Genomic DNA, 14,479 nt, shown 5'->3' with positions numbered 1-14,479 from the left:
CGGGGACGGACGATTCCCCGAGAGGGAGAGACCTGCCGTGACCGAGGACCTGCTGCCCACCCGACGTCCCGCCGAGTTGATCGCCCTCGATCCACTGCTGCCGGACCAGGCCAGAAGGCCGCCGGGGCCCCTGATCCACGCCGCCCTGGCCGACGGCAGTCGCGTGGCCGGGGTCTGCGTCGTCACGGAGCACCGACCCGGCTCGACCGCGATGCTGTGGTCGGCACAGTGGTCGTGCTCCCTGACCCCGCTGCTCGACACGGCCGAGCCTGCGGGCCTGCATGCGCTCCTGTCGGTCTGGCGAGCGGAGTTGGGCAGGCTCGGACCGCCGGAGCAGGACTCGGCCTGTGAGATCACCTGGCCGAGCCGGGACGTCCACGGATCGCGGGTCCTGCTCGATCACGGACTCGTGCCGCTCACCGTCCTGGCGATCCGCGCGGCGGGCGGGCTGCCGCTGCCGCCCACCGTGCCCGGCCTGACCATGCGCAGAGCGGGTCCGGCCGATCTCGACGCGGCCCTGGAGCTGGCGCTGATCGAGACGCGGTACTCCGCGCTCGTCGGCGGCACCATGCTGCGCCCCGATCTGGTGGACCTCAAACGGGCGAGTCTGGGTGCCCGACTCGCCGCCGACGCCCCGGTGTGGCTGGCCGAGCGAGACGGTCTGCCGGTCGGACTCGCCGAGTGCGCCTGGAACACGGTCGGCTCCGACGACCGCGAGGGCAGGCTCCGTCCCGGGATCTGGGGATACGTGAACTGCCTGTCCGTGGTCCCCGAGCTGCGCGGTTCGGGCGTCGGATCGATCCTGGTGGACACGGTGCACCGATACTTCCTCGCCACCGGAGCCTCGGGCACCTACCTGTACTACAACCCGGCCAATCCGCTCTCCGCTGTGTTCTGGCCGAGACAGGGTTATCGTCCTCTGTGGACGGTATGGGAGGTGCGTCCCGCCTCCGCGCTCCGGTGAGGCGAGCAGGCTGAGGGGGTTGGAGTGTGGAACGTCCGGTAGACATCCACGCACGTCAGGTCAGCCTCGCCGACACCAGGGGACGACTCCTCGCCGCCACCAGCGTCGAACTCCGGGCGGGTGAACTGACGCTGATCTCGGGGCGGCCAGGTTCCGGCAGGACGGCGCTCGCGCTGGTGCTCACCGGCCGGATGCGACCGCACGACGGTCGAGTCGAGTCCGACGGGCCGCTGTCCCGCGCGGAGCTGCGCCGTCGGTCCGCCGTGGTGGACGCGCCGGAGGTCAGTGCCCCGGAGCCCGGCGCGCTCCTTCGCGACATCGTCGCAGAGGGCCTGTCCGAGGCTGGCAGGCCGGACGACCGGGAGTCGATCACCTGGTGGCTGCGTCAACGCAGCCTGCTCCCCGAGTCCGAGGAACGCGCCGACCGGCTCGATCCCGTGGTCCGCACTCGGGTGCTCACCGATCTCGCGGCCGCCAGGCCCGGAGTGCACGCCCTGGTCCTGGACTGTCCTGATCGGCACGGCGGCGCCCCGCAGGGCTGGTTCGCGGTCGCCAGGGACCACGCCGAGCAGGGCTGGGCCGTCGCGGTGCTGTGCTCGCCGGAGTCCGTCCTGATGCTGGGCGTGCCCGCCGCGCGCATCGGCGCACATGACGGCCATTGCCCCGCCTACCGCCGCTCCGGCTTCACTGCGCAGCAGATCACCACTCCGCTGCTCTCCCCCACAGCCGAGGCCGCGTGGCGGGAGTCGCGATGAGCGCACGACGTCTCGCCTCACTCGAGCTGCGCAGGCTCGCCGCCGGACGGATCACCCGGCTCGCCCTCGTCGCGGCGGCGCTCGTCCCGCTGCTCTACGGCGCGTTGTCGATCTACGCCAACTGGGACCCCTATCAACGGCTCAGCGCGGTGCCCGCCGCCATCGTGATGGCCGACGACGGAGCCGTGGGCGCCGACGGCGGGGTACTCGACGCGGGTGTGGAGGTCGAGAGGCAGCTCATCGAGGCGGGCGACTTCGACTGGCGTCGGGTCTCCCCCGAGGAGGCCGATCAAGGCGTCGCAGCAGGTCGCTACGGCTTCGCGCTGGTCGTGCCGCCCGACTTCTCCAGCGCGCTGATGTCCCACGCCGCCGTCGATCCTCGGGCGGCCCGGCTCACCGTGATCACCAACGACGCGAACAACCACCTGCTCGGCACCGTCGCCGAGCAGCTGGCCGAGCGGGTCCGCTCCACCGTGGCGACGCAGGTCGGCAGGCAGACGGCCGACCGGCTGCTGCTCAGTCTCAACACCGTGTACGAGCAGACGGCCGCCGCGTCCACCGAGGCCGACGAGCTGACCGAGTCGACCGGCGAGCTGATCGCGGCCCTCGTGATCGCGCAGGAACTCCTTGCGGAGACCGCCGAACTCGCGGCCGAAGAGGCCTTCGCAGCACAGGACCGGGCAGAGCAGGCCGTGGATCTCGCCGACGCGGCAGGCGTCTCCGCGACCGACGCGGCGTCGCTGGGCGAGGGGGCTGCGGCACTCGAGGCGGGCGGCGCGGCGCTGCGCGAGGTGGTGAGCCGCATCCGGGACCACGCCGAGGCCGTCGACGGACAGTCGACGTCCGTGGCCTCGGCGGCGGCAGCGGCGACGGGGCTGACGGAATCGAGCGGGCTGCTGGCCGAGGCGGCGGGTGAGGTCGCGGGCGAGCTGCCGTCGATCCGGCGGGGCCTGGCCGAGGAGTTCACCCGCCTCGGCCAGTCGGACGAGACGATCGAGACGATGCTGGCGGATCTCGACGCGCTCGCGGGCCGGGCCGCCGAGGTGGACGGTGCGGCGGACGGCCTCGCCGGCGGGCTGAGCGAGCTGACAGGTGCAGGCGGGTCGATGCAGGACGCCGTCGCCGCGCTCTCGGCGGCGGCAGGCGACCTGTCCTCCTCCGTCGCGGCGGCGGACGCCGGGGTCGACGTCCTGGTGGACGACGGGGCACGGGTGGCCGACACGGTGGCCGACCTCGCCGAGTCGCTGGCGCTGCTGGCGGACGACGCGGTCGAGCAGCGCGAGGCACAGGCGGCCGCCGCCGTGGCGGCGGACGCGGCGGCCGAACAGACGGAGGTGCTCGTCGGCGGTGCCGTCGAGCTCCTCGAACTGACGGAAGGCGTCGACGGGACCGCCTTCGACCTGGCGGATCGACTCGCCGAGGAGGTCGCACAGATCCCCAACGTCGACGCCGCCACTCGACAGGCGGCGGCCCAGACCATCGCCTCCCCGGTGACGGTGACCGACCGCACTCACCTCACGGCGGGCAGCCACGGTGCCGGACTGGCGCCGCTGTTCCTCGGCCTCGCGCTGTGGGTGGGCGCGGTCGTCTCGTACCTGCTGCTGAGACCGTTGTCGGCCAGGGCGCTCGCGGCGAACGTCCCGGCCTGGCGGGTGGCGCTCGGCGGCTGGCTGCCCGCCGCCGTGCTCGGCCTCGCACAGGCGGTGACGCTGTTCATCGCCACGGTGCTGGTGATCGGCCTGCCCGCAGTCCGGCCGTGGGCGGTGCTGGGGCTCCTGGTGGTCACCGCGCTGGCCTTCACCGGTATCGCGCATGCACTGTGCGCCGCCTTCGGACCCGCAGGCAGGCTCCTCGCGCTGGTCGCCCTCGTCCTCCAACTCACCACGGCAGGCAGCGTGTTCCCCTGGCTGACGATGCCCGAGGTCCTGCACCCGCTACATCGGATGCTGCCGCTGGGCTACGTCGTCGACGGGCTGCGGCATCTGCTCTACGGCGGCGACGTCGAGCCCGCGCTGCTCGCGGTGCTGGTGTGCCTGTGCTGGCTGCTGCTCGCCTTCGTCGTGGCGGTCACCGCGGCGATGCGTCGACGGGTGTGGACGCCGGGGCAGCTGCGGCCGGAGATCGCCTGGTGAATCGGCGGGGCGGCGGGGCGGCACGCCGGTCGGTCACGAGGAACTCGATGGCATTCGAGCACGAAACCGACCCCCCGCCCCCCGTCGGGCAGCGACCGAGCTCACGACCCGACGGCCGCCGCCGGGTGAGACGCCGCGAGGCAGGCGCTCGCTCGGTCGGCGCCCGCCGCAGGCGACGTCACTCTTCCAGTTCCTCGTACCGCGAGACCTCCACCAGATTGCCGTCGGGGTCGCGGAAGTACAGCGAGATCATCGGGCCGAGGGCACCGACCCTGGTGACCGGCCCCTCCTCGATCCGCACCTCGCAGGCCCGCAGGTGCTCCTTGACCTCCGAGATCGCCATCAGCGTCACCAGGCAGATGTCGGCAGAGCCGGGCACCGGGTAGAGCGCTGCGGGAGCCAGCGACTCCGAGGAGGAGTGCAGGTTGATCCGCTGCACGCCGAAGGCGAGACCAGGTCGATCCTCGGCGAAGGTCACCGGCTGCATTCCCAGCACGTCCCGGTAGAACTCCTGGCTGCGCTCGACGTCGGCAACGGTCAGCACGAGATGGTCGAACCGTTCGACTTTGATCAACTTGTCCTCCGGATCAGTGGGCGGCGGCGTCCCAGGAGCGCCCGACACCCACGGAGACCTCCAGCGGAACGTCGAGCCGGTAGGCGGCGCCCATCGTCCGACGCACCAGTTCCTCGACCGCGTCTCGTTCGCCCTCGGCGATCTCCAAGACGAGTTCGTCGTGCACCTGCAACAGCATCCGAGAGCGCAGACCAGCCTCGGCGAGGCCTCGGTGCACCCCGATCATCGCGACCTTGATGATGTCGGCGGCGCTGCCCTGAATCGGAGCGTTGAGCGCCATCCGCTCGGCCATCTCCCGCCGCTGCCTGTTGTCGCTGGTCAGGTCGGGCAGGTAACGGCGGCGCCCCAGCACCGTCTCGGTATAGCCGTCCTTGCGTGCGCGTTCCACCACAGCCTGCAGGTAGTCGCGCACTGCGCCGAAACGAGCGAAGTAGGCGTCCATCTGAGCGCGGGACTCCTCGGCGGAGATCCGCAGCTGTTGGGCCAGACCATACACGGAGAGGCCGTAGGCCAGGCCATAGGACATCGCCTTGACCCGCCTGCGCAACTCGGCGTCCACCGCCTCGGGAGCGACGTCGAAGGCGCGCGCGGCCACATAGGTGTGCAGGTCCTCCCCCACCCGGAAGGCCTCGATGAGCCCCTCGTCACCGGAGAGGTGCGCCATGATCCGCATCTCGATCTGGCTGTAGTCGGCGGTCATCAGCTCGGTGTACCCGCTGCCGACGACGAAGGCCTCCCTGATCCGCCTGCCCTCCTCGGTGCGGATGGGGATGTTCTGCAGGTTCGGCTCCGTCGAAGAAAGCCGGCCGGTCGCGGCGATGGTCTGGTTGAAGGTGGTGTGAATCCGCTCGTCGGCGGCGATGGACTTGATCAGGCCGTCGACGGTGCTCTTGAGCCTGGTGGCGTCGCGGTGCGCCAGCAGGTGCGCCAGGAACGGATGCTCGGTGGAGGCGTACAGGTTCTGCAGCGCCTCCGCGTCGGTCGTGTACCCGGTCTTGGTCCGCTTCGTCTTGGGCATGCCCAGCTCGTCGAACAACACGACCTGGAGCTGCTTCGGGGAACCGAGGTTGATCTCCTTGCCGATCACCCGATAGGCGTCGTCCGCGGCGATCTTGACCTGGCCTGCGAAGTGGTCGGCCAGCAGGCCGAGGTGGTCGGCGTCGACGGCGATTCCTGCCGCCTCCAGGTCGGTGAGCACGCCGAGGATGGGCAGTTCCAGCTCCCCGAGCAGCGCCGAGGCACCGATCTGACCGAGTTCGCCGTCGAGCGCGTCGGCCAGCAGGGCGACCGCGTTCGCCCGGACGATCTCGTCGGTGGCCTGCGCCCTGGCGTCGGCGGTCTCGTCGGCGAGGAGCGAGAGCTGGCCGGACTCCTCCTCCGCCGCCAGCCGCAGCTCGCGACCGAGGTAGCGGACCACCAGGTCGGCGAGGTCGAAGGACCGCTGCCCCGGCCGGACCAGGTACGCGGCCAGCGCGGTGTCGCTGGTCAGCCCGGCGAGCCGCCATCCCCTGGCCGCGAGCACATGTGCGACGTACTTGGCGTCGTGCGCCGCCTTGGGCCGCTCGTCGTCGGCCAGCCACTCGGCGAGCGCCTGCTCGTCGTCCTGGGTCAGGCCGACCGTCTCGACGTAGGCGCCCTGTCCCGACGCGGTCGCGAAGGCGATCCCCTCCACATCCCCTCCGCCGCGAGCCCAGGTCCCCCGCGCCGCCAGTCCGATGCGCACGCCTGCGACCGCGTGCTCGGCCAGCCAGCCTGCCAGCGCACCTGCGGACAGCAGGCCGCCGTGGACGTCGAGGCCCTCTTCCGCCTCGGGTTCCGCGGTGGCCAGCGTCGCGAAGAGCCGGTCTCGCAGCACCCGGAACTCCAGGTCGTCGAACAGCCGATGCACGGCGTCGCGATCCCAGGACCGCACCGCGAGGTCCGCCGGAGCGAGGTCCAGCTCCACGGCACGGTCCAGCTCGGTGAGCCTGCGGTTGAGCAGCACCGACTCCAGTCGCGACCGCAGCGCCTCCCCCGCCTTGCCTTTGACCTGGTCGACCTGGTCGACGAGGTCGGCGAGCGAGCCGTACTCGCGGATCCACTTGGCGGCGGTCTTCTCCCCCACGCCGGGGATGCCGGGCAGGTTGTCCGAGGGGTCGCCGCGCAGCGCCGCGTAGTCCGGGTACTGCGCAGGAGTCAGCCCGTACTTCTCGTGCACCGCCGCCGGGGTGAACCGGGTCAGGTCCGAGACGCCCTTGCGCGGATAGAGCACGGTCACCGAGTCCGTGACCAGCTGCAACGCGTCCCGGTCGCCCGTGCAGATCGAGGTGTGGAAGCCCTCGGCCGTCGCTTGGGTGGTCAGGGTCGCGATGATGTCGTCGGCCTCGAAGCCCTCCTTGAACAGCACCGGCACGCCGAGTACGGCCAGCACGTCCTGGATGAGGCTGACCTGGCCTTTGAACTCGTCGGGGGTCGCCGAGCGCGTCGCCTTGTACTCGGGGTAGACCTCGCTGCGGAACGTCTTCCGCGACACGTCGAACGCCACCGCGAGATGCGTCGGAGCCTCGTCGCGCAGCAGGTTGATCACCATCGAGGTGAAGCCGTAGACGGCGTTCGTGGTCTGCCCGGTGGTGGTCCGGAAGTTCTCCGCAGGCAGGGCGTGGAACGCGCGATAGGCCAGGGAGTGACCGTCGAGCAGCAGCAGGCGGCCGGATGCGGAGTTACCGTCAGACAGGGGCACGGCCAGCGAGTCTAGGCTGCGGGTCAGACTGTCTGTTCCAGCGCGCCGTTCAGAAGGAGCCACGGGTGAGTGATTCCGGCCCGACCCGAGAGTCGATCAGCAACACCGCAGCTCAGCATGGTTACCTCGCCGAGGCGACGGAGGAGCAGCTCACCACCCGGATGGGAATCGAGATCACCGAGTGGGATGCGGATCGCCTCGTCGCGACGATGCCGGTGGCGGGCAACCGCCAGCCCTACGGCCTGTTGCACGGCGGGGCCAACGCGGTGCTCGCCGAGACGCTGGGCTCGATCGCGGCGGCGATGTACGCGGGAGCCGAGCGGATCGCCGTCGGCATCGAGCTGTCGTGCACCCACCACCGGGCGGCCCGCGAGGGAGTGGTGACCGGGGTCGCCGTGCCGCTGCACCGAGGCCGCAGCACCGCCTCCTACGAGATCGTGATCACCGACGAGTCCGAACGGCGGACCTGCACCGCCCGGCTGACCTGCATGCTGCGCGACCGGCCGCCGGGCGAGCCCGCCGCGTCCTGATCCGCGTGCCGAGACCGGCGGCGCGCACGGCGCCGACCGGTAGTCCGGCTCGCGGGCGGCCCGACCCGACCGGCCGGGCGCCGTCCGGGAGACGCCGCCCCGAGTCGAGAGTCCCTGGACCGGCCCGAGGGCAGGAGACACCACGGGGCTCTCGACCCGTCTGACATCGACGGATCGAAAGCCCCGTGGTCGAGCCTCGCAAGCGGTCAGGCCACGCCCAGATAGGCGTCCTTGATCGCCGGGTCGGCGAGGAGTTCCCGCCCGCCGCCGGTCTTGGTGATGCTGCCGCTCTCCAGCACGTAGCCCCGATGGGCCCGGCTGAGCGCGGACTGTGCGTTCTGCTCCACCAACAGCACGGTCGTGCCCTGCTCGTTGATGTCGGTGATGATGCGGAAGATCTGCCGGATGAACTGCGGCGCCAATCCCATCGACGGCTCGTCCAGCAACAGCAGCCGGGGCCGGGCCATCAAGGCCCGACCGATCGCGACCATCTGCTGCTCACCGCCGGAGAGCGTGCCGCCCGTCTGGTTGACGCGCTCCTTGAGCCGGGGGAACAGCTCGTAGACCCGCTCGAAGTCCTCCCGGACCCCCTTGCGGTCCTTGCGGCTGTAGCAGCCCATCTCCAGGTTCTCCAGCACGGTCATGCCGGGGAACACGCCGCGGCCCTCCGGAGCCTGCGAGATGCCCCGCACCACCCGGAGGTCCGCCCGCAGCCTGCTGATGTCCTGACCGTCGAAGGTGATGGACCCCCGCGAGAGCGGCAGCAGCCCGGACACCGCCCGCATGGTCGTGGACTTGCCCGCACCGTTCGCGCCGATCAGGGTGACGATCTCCCCCTCCTCGACGGTGAGGGAGATCCCGGACAGTGCCTGAATGCGTCCGTAGTGCACGGAGACATCGGACAGTTCAAGCAACGTCATCGTCGGGCACCCCCAGATACGCGGCGACCACCGCCGGGTCCTCCCGCACCTGCGCAGGAGTCCCCTCGGCGATCTTGCCACCGAACTCGAGCACCACGATGCGATCCGTGACGCCCATGACCAGCTTCATGTCGTGCTCGATGAGCAGCACGGTGTAGCCGTCGTCCCTGATCCGGCGGATGAGCTCCATGAGCTCCTCCTTCTCCGCCGGGTTGAAGCCCGCCGCAGGCTCGTCCAGGCAGAGCAGCTTCGGCTCCGTCGCCAGTGCCCGCGCGATCTCCAGCCTGCGCTGGTAGCCGTAGGGCAGGTTGCGTGCCTTGTCCGCGGCACGGTCGGCGATGCCGACGAACTCGAGCAGGGCCATGGCCCGCTCGACGCCCTCCCACTCCTCACGGCGGTGCCGACGCAGCCGCAGCAAGGCGCCGACGACGCCCGTGCGGTGGCGGGCGTCGGTGCCCACCATGACGTTCTCCAGCGCCGTCATCTCGGAGAAGAGCCGGATGTTCTGGAACGTCCTGGCGATGCCGCGCCGGGTGATCTCGAAGCGCTTGAGCTTGCCCAGGGGCTTGCCCTCCAGGAGCACCTGGCCCTCGTTGGGCCGGTACACCCCGGTCATGGCGTTGAAGCACGTCGTCTTGCCCGCGCCGTTGGGGCCGATCAGCCCGAGGATCTCGCCCCGACGGATACCGAACGAGACCGAGTTCAACGCGGTGAGGCCGCCGAATCGGACCGTGACGTCACGCAGTTCCAGCAGGGTGTCCCCGACCTCGACGGCGATCTCCCGGTCCGGCGCGACGACCTCGGCGACCTCGGCCTCGTGCTCGGCCCGCTCCTCCTCGGTCATCTGCGCGACCTCGGCGACCAGGCCGCCCTCGACGACCTCGGTCGTCTCGGTCGTCTCGGTCGTCGGCGAGGTGGGCTCGGCAGGCTGTTCCGATCCCGGAGTGGCCTCGCGTCCGCTCTGCCCGCTCATGCGTTCACCCCCTTGCCGGAGTCCTTCATCGGGCTCTCCGTGGCTACCGGCTCGTCCCTGCCGAGCAGCCTGCGATAGCCGTGTCTGCCGTAGGCGAGCAGTCGCTGCCGCGCACCGAGCAGCCCCTGCGGCCGGAAGATCATCAGCACGATCAGCGCGAGTCCGAAGATGAGATATCGGTACTCGCTGATCACCTGGAAGCGGTCCGGGATGTAGGAGATCACCAGGGCGCCCAGGATGACCCCGACCTTGTTGCCGGAACCGCCCAGAACCACGGCGGCGAGGAACAGCACCGAGGTGATGACGTCGAACCGCTGGTTGTTGACGAAGGCCGCCTGACCGGCGTAGAGAACGCCGGAGAGACCACCGATCGCCGCACCGATGACGAACGCCCAGATCTTGAAGCGGAAGGTGGCGACGCCCATGATCTCGGCGGCGTCCTCGTCCTCCCGAATCGCGACCCAGGCCCGACCGACCCGACTGCGCTCGAGGTTCCCGACCAGGATGAGCACCAGGATGATCGCGGTCACCGTGAGCCAGTACCACGGTGTTCCGTCGGTCTGGACGAAGATCGGCGATCCGTCGGAATAGGTCCCCGGCGGGCCGCCGACGCTCTGGAAGCCCTGGTTGCCGCGCAGGTGCGGGATGTTGTCCGCGAGCAGCCGCACGATCTCGCCGAAGCCGAGGGTGACGATGGCCAGATAATCGCCGCGCAGCCGGAGTGTCGGAGTGCCGAGGATGACACCCGAGACCATCGTGACGGCCATGGCGATCGGCACCACCGCCAGCCAAGGATAGTCGCCGTACAGCACCGAGTCCGGGCTGGTGAGCACTGCCGCCACGTAGGCGCCGATCGCGAAGAAGCCGACGTAGCCGAGGTCGAGCAGGCCCGCCTGCCCGACGACGACGTTGAGGCCGATCGCCAGCAGCGCCATCCTGGCCGCGTTGAACAGCGCGATCTCGTAGTCGGTGCCCGGCTCGGTGGTGAGCGGGAAGAAGTTCAGCAGCGGCAACAGGTAGACCACGGCCACCAGCGGGATCAGCACACCCCACTGCTGGAACCTGCTCAGCCCGTTCCACCAGGTGCGGATCCGCGTTCCGAAGGGCACGGGAGCCGAATCGGTTGAGTTCCGTGCGTTCATACCCGTGCCTTCCCGAGAGACTCGCCCAGAATGCCGGTGGGCCGGAACATCAGGATGGCGATCAACAGGACGAAGGCGACGATGTCACGCCATTCGCCACCGAACAGGGACTGTCCGTAGTTCTCCGCGATCCCGAGGACCAGACCGCCCAGCAGTGCCCCACGCAGGTTGCCGATGCCGCCGAGCACAGCGGCGGTGAACGCCTTGATGCCCAGCAGGAAGCCGCCGTTGTAGAGGACGCCCTGCGGAATCTGCATGATGTAGAACAGCGCGGCGGCACCGGCGAGCACACCGCCGACGACGAAGGTCAGCATGATGACCCGTTCCCGGTTGACGCCCATCAGGGTGGCGGTGTCCGGGTCCTGAGCCACCGCACGGATGCCTCGGCCGAGCCGGGTGCGGTTGATGAAGATGTCCGCGATGAGCATCAGGGCCAGTGAGGCCAGGAAGACCGTGAGCTGGATGTTGGTCACCCTGGCGCCGAAGATCTCGAAGACCGTCTCCGGTCGCAGCAGCCGGATCGCCCGTTCCGGGTTGGCCCCGCGCCACAGCAGGATCAGCTGCTGGATGGCGAAGGAGGCGCCCACCGCGGTGATGAGGAAGACCAGCCGAGGCGCCTTCTTCCGGCGCAGCGGCCGGTAGGCGACCCGCTCCAGGGTCAGGGCCAGCAGCCCGGAGCAGATCATCGCGATCACCCCTGCGAGCAGCAGGTTCACGACGATCTCGATCACCGGGATGTCCAGTGTCGGGCCAGGACGGAACCCGAGGGCGGTGAAGGTGAAGTAGGCGGCGAAGGCGCCGACGATGAAGACCTCGGAATGCGCGAAGTTGATCAACTTCAGAACGCCGTAGACGAGGGTGTATCCGATCGCCACCAGGGCGTAGATGCTGCCGTAGGCCAGACCGTCCACGGTGTTGGACCAGAACCGGTCGACGAGGAGCCCCACGTCGAACCCGATCCACGGCTGGCCCTGGGCAAGGACCTGAGTAGAAAGAGACTGATTCACTGATCGACTCGTTTCCATACGAGAGCGCTGAGGCGCGGTCGACGGCCGTTCTCGGCGTCGCCGTACCGCGCCTCAGCGGTGGTGAAGGAGAATCGGTTCTCAGCCGATCTGCTCGCCCTGGACGATCTCGCCGCCCTCGACCCGGTAGGACCAGACGGGCGTCTCGGCAAGCTCGCCGGTCTCGTCCCACTGGAAGTTCTTGGTCAGTCCCTGACCGCTGTACTCACTCACGTACTGCAGGACGTCCTCGCGGGTGTCCAGCCCCTGGTCGAGCGCGGTGAGCAGGATCGTCGCCGCGTCGTAGCCCTCGGGGGAGTACGTCGAGGGCTCGGAGCCGGACAGCTCCTCGAAGGCGTCCGAGAAGTCGGTGAAGCCCTCGGAGGGAACGCACGGGCAGGTGAAGTAGACGCCCTCGGCCGCGTCACCGGCGTTGGCGACGAACTCGTTGTCCCGCACGCCGTCCGGGGCGACCAGGTCGATCTCGAGGCCGGTGTCGTAGAGCTGCTGCGCGAACGGAGCAGCCTCCGCGTAGTAGCCTGCGAAGAAGATCGCGTCGGGCTCGCTGGCCTCGATGCTGCCGATGACGGCGGAGAACTCGACCTGCTGGGTACGGATCTGCTCGTTGCAGACGACCGCGTCGCCCAGTCCGGCGGCGACCTCCTCCGCGAGGCCCATGCCGTAGGCGGAGTCGTCCTGGACGATGCAGACGGACTCGGCGCCGAGGTTCTCACTGATGAAGCTGGCGGCGGCCGGCCCCTGCACGGCGTCGTTGCCGAGGGCGCGGAAGAAGGTGCCCCAGCCGTTGGTGCTCAGGTCCGGACGGGTGGCCGACGGGCTGATCGTCGCCAGGCCCGCGTCGGAGAAGGCCTGACCGACCGCAGCGGACTCGCCGGAGAAGGGCAGACCGACGACCCCGAGGATCGACTCGTTGTTGATCGCCTCGGTGACGACGCCGGGAGCACGGTCGGGAGTGCCCTCCGTGTCGAACTCGACCAGCTCGACCTGGCAGTTCTCGTTGGCCTCGTTGTGCTCCTGCACGGCGAGCCGCACGCCGTAGAGGATGTTGAGTCCCAGCGCCGCGTTCTGGCCTGCGATGGTGCCGATGTAGGCGATGGCGGCGTCTTCGCACTCGCCCGTCCCGTCGCCTGCGGGCAGCACCACGTTCTCCGGAACGCCGGGAGAGTCGGCGGACGTGCCGTTGTCCTCGCCAGAGGCCGCCGGCTCATCGGTGTTCTGCGCGCACCCCGCGACCGTCAGCGACAGGACCGCCGCTAACGCCAGGGTCCGTACGAGTCGTGTCTGGGCCACCCGATACCTCCACTAGACCTACCCATACGCCTGTTCGGCGGCCACCGCGCTTACTCGGGGCTGGGTTAGGGGTGGAAGGTAGCGCCCGATCGGGTGGATTGCCCAGACGCAGATTGTCGGTGTTTCCACATCGTGACGGAGCGCGAAGAGTCACTTCTCGGAGCGAGGCAGTGACATGTTTCCACCAGAATGCGGCAAATGGAGCATTTTGTTACGTCCGATGGTTCTGCGTCCGACAGTTTTACGCCCGATGGTTCTGCGTCCGAGCTGTCCCATCCGATGTCGCCGACGTCCGACGTCAGTCCAAGGTGTCGACGACCGCGGCGGCAACGGCCTTCATGGTCGTCCGTCGGTCCATCGCCGTGCGCTGAATCCAGCGGAAGGCCTCGGGCTCGCTCAACGACTGGTTCTTCATCAGGATGCCCTTGGCACGCTCGATGAGCTTGCGCGTCTCCAGGCGTTCCTGAAGGTCGGCGACCTCGCCCTCCAGCGCACGAAGCTCGGCGAAGCGAGACATCGCCAACTCGACCGCCGGGATCAGGTCTCGCTTGGCGAAGGGCTTGACCAGATACGCCATCGCACCGGCGTCTCTCGCGCGTTCGACGAGGTCGCGCTGGCTGAAGGCGGTCAGGATCACCACGGGGGCGATGCGATCGCCCGCGATGCGCGAGGCGGCCTCGATTCCGTCGACCCTGGGCATCTTGACATCGAGAATCACCAGATCAGGACGCAGACGAGAGGCAAGCACCACGGCTTCCTCACCGTCAGCGGCCTCACCCGCGACCTCGTAGCCCTCTTCGCGAAGCATCTCGACCAGGTCCAGCCGGATCAGCGCCTCGTCCTCCGCGACGACCACCCGACGGGGCGCGGGCGGAGTGGCGTTGCTGGGCTGGGCCGTCGGTCGGGCCTCGGCAGCCGGCTCGGTCACCGGGGTCCTCCAGGGGTGTGGCAGCGGATGGGCGGACCATCGTGATGGGCATGGCTCGACGTCCGAGCTTAGCGCCCGGCGCACCCCTCCGGTGTATCACGCTCACCACATGTCGGCGGCGCGCCGCAGTGATCGTCCTGCCTGCTGGGCACAGTGTGGCGAGGAGCAGTCTCGACTCGGTCCGAAAGACGACCGGAGGCCACCCCCCGACCGGAGCAGAGCGGAGGCCTGGGCGAGCCGGAGTCGCGAGTCCCCGACGGCGTCGACCGCACCCTGAGCAGGGACGGGGTTCACCGACGAGCCTGCCCCACCCGGCGGGAGCAGTCCGCGCCCGAGGCGTGTCGTTGCGACGACAGGCCCGACCTGCCGCGTTACCGAGACCGGTTGCGCAGAAGTAGATCGCATTGGCTAGAGTCTCTGACCAGCGCACGCCCCCGTAGCCCAATCGGCAGAGGCAGCGGACTCAAAATCCGTCCAGTGTCAGTTCGAGTCTGACCGGGGGCACCACCGCCGACCGGGAAAAAGCT

The 14,479-nt window shown here is 69.7% G+C and carries 12 protein-coding genes and 1 tRNA gene; 5 read left to right on the top strand and 8 right to left on the bottom strand.

What is annotated here, in order from left to right; translation table 11 throughout:
- The first annotated feature begins 37 nt into the window (after positions 1 to 37).
- The 3 genes from UA74_RS10725 to UA74_RS10715 are packed head-to-tail and all read left to right on the top strand — an operon-like array spanning position 38 to position 3,851.
- Complete coding sequence (locus tag UA74_RS10725; RefSeq protein ID WP_075766077.1) at positions 38 to 964, top strand: GNAT family N-acetyltransferase; 927 nt, start codon at positions 38 to 40, stop codon at positions 962 to 964.
- A gap of 26 nt (positions 965 to 990) precedes the next feature.
- Positions 991 to 1,719: an ATP-binding cassette domain-containing protein gene (locus UA74_RS10720; protein ID WP_075764311.1), complete on the top strand. Its 729-nt coding sequence runs from the start codon at positions 991 to 993 to the stop codon at positions 1,717 to 1,719.
- A complete protein-coding gene (locus tag UA74_RS10715) occupies positions 1,716 to 3,851 on the top strand; it encodes a YhgE/Pip family protein (protein ID WP_075766075.1) in 2,136 nt (711 codons plus the stop codon). The genes UA74_RS10720 and UA74_RS10715 overlap by 4 nt, the downstream gene beginning before the upstream one ends.
- A gap of 178 nt (positions 3,852 to 4,029) precedes the next feature.
- Here the strand turns inward: UA74_RS10715 and UA74_RS10710 are convergent, their stop codons facing one another.
- Together UA74_RS10710 and polA are read right to left on the bottom strand one after the other, a co-directional pair.
- Positions 4,030 to 4,425 carry a VOC family protein gene (locus tag UA74_RS10710; RefSeq protein WP_075743660.1) on the bottom strand — a complete coding sequence of 132 codons (396 nt, stop codon included), beginning with the start codon at positions 4,423 to 4,425 and terminating at the stop codon, positions 4,030 to 4,032.
- A 13-nt stretch (positions 4,426 to 4,438) separates the two neighbouring features.
- Positions 4,439 to 7,150, bottom strand: a complete 2,712-nt coding sequence (gene polA, locus UA74_RS10705) for a DNA polymerase I (protein ID WP_075743659.1) — start codon at positions 7,148 to 7,150, stop codon at positions 4,439 to 4,441.
- An 89-nt stretch (positions 7,151 to 7,239) separates the two neighbouring features.
- On the opposite strand from polA, the gene UA74_RS10700 reads away from it, so the two are divergent.
- Complete coding sequence (locus tag UA74_RS10700; protein WP_075743658.1) at positions 7,240 to 7,674, top strand: hotdog fold thioesterase; 435 nt, start codon at positions 7,240 to 7,242, stop codon at positions 7,672 to 7,674.
- A 206-nt stretch (positions 7,675 to 7,880) separates the two neighbouring features.
- Here UA74_RS10700 and UA74_RS10695 read toward each other — a convergent pair whose 3' ends face one another.
- From UA74_RS10695 to UA74_RS10670, 6 genes are all read right to left on the bottom strand, one after another.
- On the bottom strand, positions 7,881 to 8,594 hold the full coding sequence (locus UA74_RS10695; RefSeq protein ID WP_075740120.1) for an ABC transporter ATP-binding protein: 714 nt from the start codon (positions 8,592 to 8,594) through the stop codon (positions 7,881 to 7,883).
- The gene (locus tag UA74_RS10690) at positions 8,581 to 9,438 is read right to left on the bottom strand and encodes an ABC transporter ATP-binding protein (RefSeq protein WP_075743657.1); all 858 of its coding nucleotides are present in this window, start codon (positions 9,436 to 9,438) and stop codon (positions 8,581 to 8,583) included. Before UA74_RS10690 ends, UA74_RS10695 begins: the two co-directional genes overlap by 14 nt.
- A gap of 125 nt (positions 9,439 to 9,563) precedes the next feature.
- Positions 9,564 to 10,709, bottom strand: a complete 1,146-nt coding sequence (locus UA74_RS10685) for a branched-chain amino acid ABC transporter permease (RefSeq protein WP_075740119.1) — start codon at positions 10,707 to 10,709, stop codon at positions 9,564 to 9,566.
- Complete coding sequence (locus UA74_RS10680; RefSeq protein ID WP_232237715.1) at positions 10,706 to 11,716, bottom strand: branched-chain amino acid ABC transporter permease; 1,011 nt, start codon at positions 11,714 to 11,716, stop codon at positions 10,706 to 10,708. Before UA74_RS10680 ends, UA74_RS10685 begins: the two co-directional genes overlap by 4 nt.
- Positions 11,717 to 11,815: 99 nt before the next feature.
- Positions 11,816 to 13,024: a branched-chain amino acid ABC transporter substrate-binding protein gene (locus tag UA74_RS10675; protein ID WP_075740117.1), complete on the bottom strand. Its 1,209-nt coding sequence runs from the start codon at positions 13,022 to 13,024 to the stop codon at positions 11,816 to 11,818.
- Positions 13,025 to 13,322: 298 nt separating this feature from the next.
- Positions 13,323 to 13,952 (bottom strand): ANTAR domain-containing response regulator, encoded by a 630-nt coding sequence (locus UA74_RS10670; protein ID WP_075740116.1) that lies wholly within the window; start codon positions 13,950 to 13,952, stop codon positions 13,323 to 13,325.
- 430 nt (positions 13,953 to 14,382) lie between these two features.
- Here UA74_RS10670 and UA74_RS10665 point away from each other — a divergent pair.
- A tRNA-Leu gene (locus tag UA74_RS10665) sits at positions 14,383 to 14,459 on the top strand.
- Positions 14,460 to 14,479 lie beyond the last annotated feature (20 nt).

The organism is Actinoalloteichus fjordicus, from assembly GCF_001941625.1.
Classification (GTDB): Bacteria; Actinomycetota; Actinomycetes; order Mycobacteriales; family Pseudonocardiaceae; genus Actinoalloteichus_A; species Actinoalloteichus_A fjordicus.
This window is presented reverse-complemented; position numbering and strand designations above follow the sequence as displayed.

Excerpts from the sequence above, each read along its gene's own strand:
- UA74_RS10715 (WP_075766075.1), top strand. The coding sequence starts at position 1,716 with ATGAGCGCACGACGTCTCGCCTCACTCGAGCTGCGCAGGCTCGCCGCC.
- UA74_RS10695 (WP_075740120.1), bottom strand. The coding sequence starts at position 8,594 with ATGACGTTGCTTGAACTGTCCGATGTCTCCGTGCACTACGGACGCATT.
- UA74_RS10690 (WP_075743657.1), bottom strand. The coding sequence starts at position 9,438 with ATGACCGAGGAGGAGCGGGCCGAGCACGAGGCCGAGGTCGCCGAGGTC.
- UA74_RS10685 (WP_075740119.1), bottom strand. The coding sequence starts at position 10,709 with ATGAACGCACGGAACTCAACCGATTCGGCTCCCGTGCCCTTCGGAACG.